Below are 2082 nucleotides of genomic sequence, written 5' to 3' on the forward strand. Positions count from 1 at the left end.
GCTTCAGGCGAAGGGAAGATATAATGAAATTGCTTTAGCAATGAATTTATATCAAGAAACATGAGAAGTTATAGAAAGAATAGTCATAGTCAGTATGATTTAAAAGTACATCTTATATGGATACCAAAATATAGGAAGAGAGTGTTGATAGGCAAAGTAGCGGAAAGGGCTAGAGATTTACTAAGGCAGATTTGTATGGAACATGAAGTATATATAATTTCAGGGAAAATATCATGTGATCACGTGCATATGTTTATCTCATATAAATCACAAATATCTCTTAGCAAGTTAGTACAGTATTTAAAAGGTAGTAGCTCAAGAATTTTATTGCAAGAATTTGCTCATTTAAGAAAACAATTTTGGGGCAATCATTTGTGGGCTAGGGGCTATATGGCGGTCAGTTCAGGTAATATAACTGATGAAATGATACAGCACTATATTGATGAACAGGAAGGTGAACCTGTGAATGATGATCGATTTCTAATCGATTCCACTTTATAACCCCTCAGCTTATAGCTGAGGGTTCTTTAGTTTCCTGAAATATTCCTTCTTTGCCAAATATCTCAGATGGATCACTTTGTGATAGTATTTCTGATACTACTTTTTCTATAGTCGGATTTGATACTTTACTCTTATTCTTCATATTAGCCTCATGTAAGTTGTTTTAATTAATTTTAACTATTTTTATAACTTACCTTACTACATGACAATTTTTCATTTTATCATCTTTGGATATTGGAATATCAAGGACAACAGCTGTATCCAACGTACTAATTGAGTAGAAATATTATACAAGATATTAACCAATGTATCTAATCCAACACGAAATATACTATTTTGCCTATAACCATGTTTTTTAATAACTATTGGTTTATCTAAAACTATAATCTCTCCAGTTTGATAAGCTAGGCAAAATGCAATAGACAATATTTGCATCAATGTATCTAATCGTAAATCATTAGTAATATGAGTTGCTTCACAGTTGAATCCTGCTGATTTAAAAGCTTTGAACATTGTTTCAATTTGCCATCTTTGAGCATATATCTCAGCAGGATTTTTGATCTCATCACTATGTATTAAGACTGCAAGTTCACTCTTCTTATTTCTGATCCCTACTACATTAAATATTTCACCTTTTGTATCAATTCTACGTTGTGACAAACTCACATGCGATCCTATGGCTAGAGGGCGAAATAACTCTTGTATTTTAACCATTTTTCCCCTTGCATTACTGATATATTGTCCATTTTCTCTAACTCGAAAAACGTATCTTATTTGATTTGTTCTAAGCCAAGAGAGCCATTCCTTACCTATAAATTCTCTATCAGCGGTTAATGCTTCAATGCGGTTTTTGTCAAAAACTTCTAAAAAACACTCCATCAGATCAATACGCTCAATATAATCAGAGTTACCACACTTTTTATCACTTAGAAAATTCCAAAAAGGGGGATCGCTATACCATGAAAACTGACAGCTAAATATAAAATATTTATATGTCGTTTACCAAATTTCCAATTCGTTCTATCTAAACACAATACCCATTTTTGCTCCTGCTCAAACCCAGTCATCATGACTAACATAACAGGTAATACTCTCCATGATATTGAGATTTCAGAGATAAATCTTTGCATCCTTCTATACCATGAAGCTGCTTTAATCCCAGACGGCATTCTATTGCATAACAATGACATGTTTACTGTCCTGCTGTTAAGCATTGAAATGATAAATAATCCTAAACATTTTGCTCTTGATAAATTAAGCGAAATATGTTTTTGTAATAATTCGACTAGAGGGGCGGAATGATCTTTCATATGTAAACCAAGTTCTTTCCCCGTTATCATCATGAATTATCAGCAAAATTCAATCCTTTAGTCCTTACATCTCTAAAAATTGTCATGTAGTAAGATAACTTACACAAACTTTCTGACACCCCCCTAATATTTACAATAACCCATATTTAAAGAAGATAGGTCATGGTGGTTACTTTAATACAACTACAGGTTATTTGATACACTTAAAAGCTGCTCAAAAACTTCTTGAATATAGCAAAAACCTTACTTTAGAGATTGATAATGTAATATA

5 protein-coding genes are annotated in these 2082 nt (G+C 32.2%); 2 read left to right on the forward strand and 3 right to left on the reverse strand.

The features are described from left to right. Positions 1–60 precede the first annotated feature (60 nt). Complete coding sequence (gene tnpA / locus REIS_RS08945; RefSeq protein ID WP_008579210.1) at positions 61–501, forward strand: IS200/IS605 family transposase; 441 nt, start codon at positions 61–63, stop codon at positions 499–501. A gap of 4 nt (positions 502–505) precedes the next feature. Here the strand turns inward: tnpA and REIS_RS15010 are convergent, their stop codons facing one another. From REIS_RS15010 to REIS_RS13410, 3 genes are all read right to left on the reverse strand, one after another. Further along, positions 506–643, reverse strand: a complete 138-nt coding sequence (locus REIS_RS15010) for a hypothetical protein (protein WP_179943709.1) — start codon at positions 641–643, stop codon at positions 506–508. A gap of 71 nt (positions 644–714) precedes the next feature. Beyond that, entirely contained in the window at positions 715–1482 is a 768-nt protein-coding gene (locus REIS_RS13405) for an IS4 family transposase (RefSeq protein ID WP_338109802.1), read from the reverse strand. Then, positions 1428–1844 (reverse strand): hypothetical protein, encoded by a 417-nt coding sequence (locus tag REIS_RS13410; protein ID WP_008579269.1) that lies wholly within the window; start codon positions 1842–1844, stop codon positions 1428–1430. Before REIS_RS13410 ends, REIS_RS13405 begins: the two co-directional genes overlap by 55 nt. A 122-nt stretch (positions 1845–1966) precedes the next feature. On the opposite strand from REIS_RS13410, the gene REIS_RS16060 reads away from it, so the two are divergent. Further along, positions 1967–2082, forward strand: a 116-nt coding sequence (locus tag REIS_RS16060; RefSeq protein WP_256377145.1) for a glycosyltransferase family 25 protein, incomplete at its 3' end; no start/stop codon positions are given.

The sequence above is a fragment of the Rickettsia endosymbiont of Ixodes scapularis genome (genome assembly GCF_000160735.1).
In the GTDB taxonomy this organism is placed as follows: domain Bacteria; phylum Pseudomonadota; class Alphaproteobacteria; order Rickettsiales; family Rickettsiaceae; genus Rickettsia; species Rickettsia tamurae.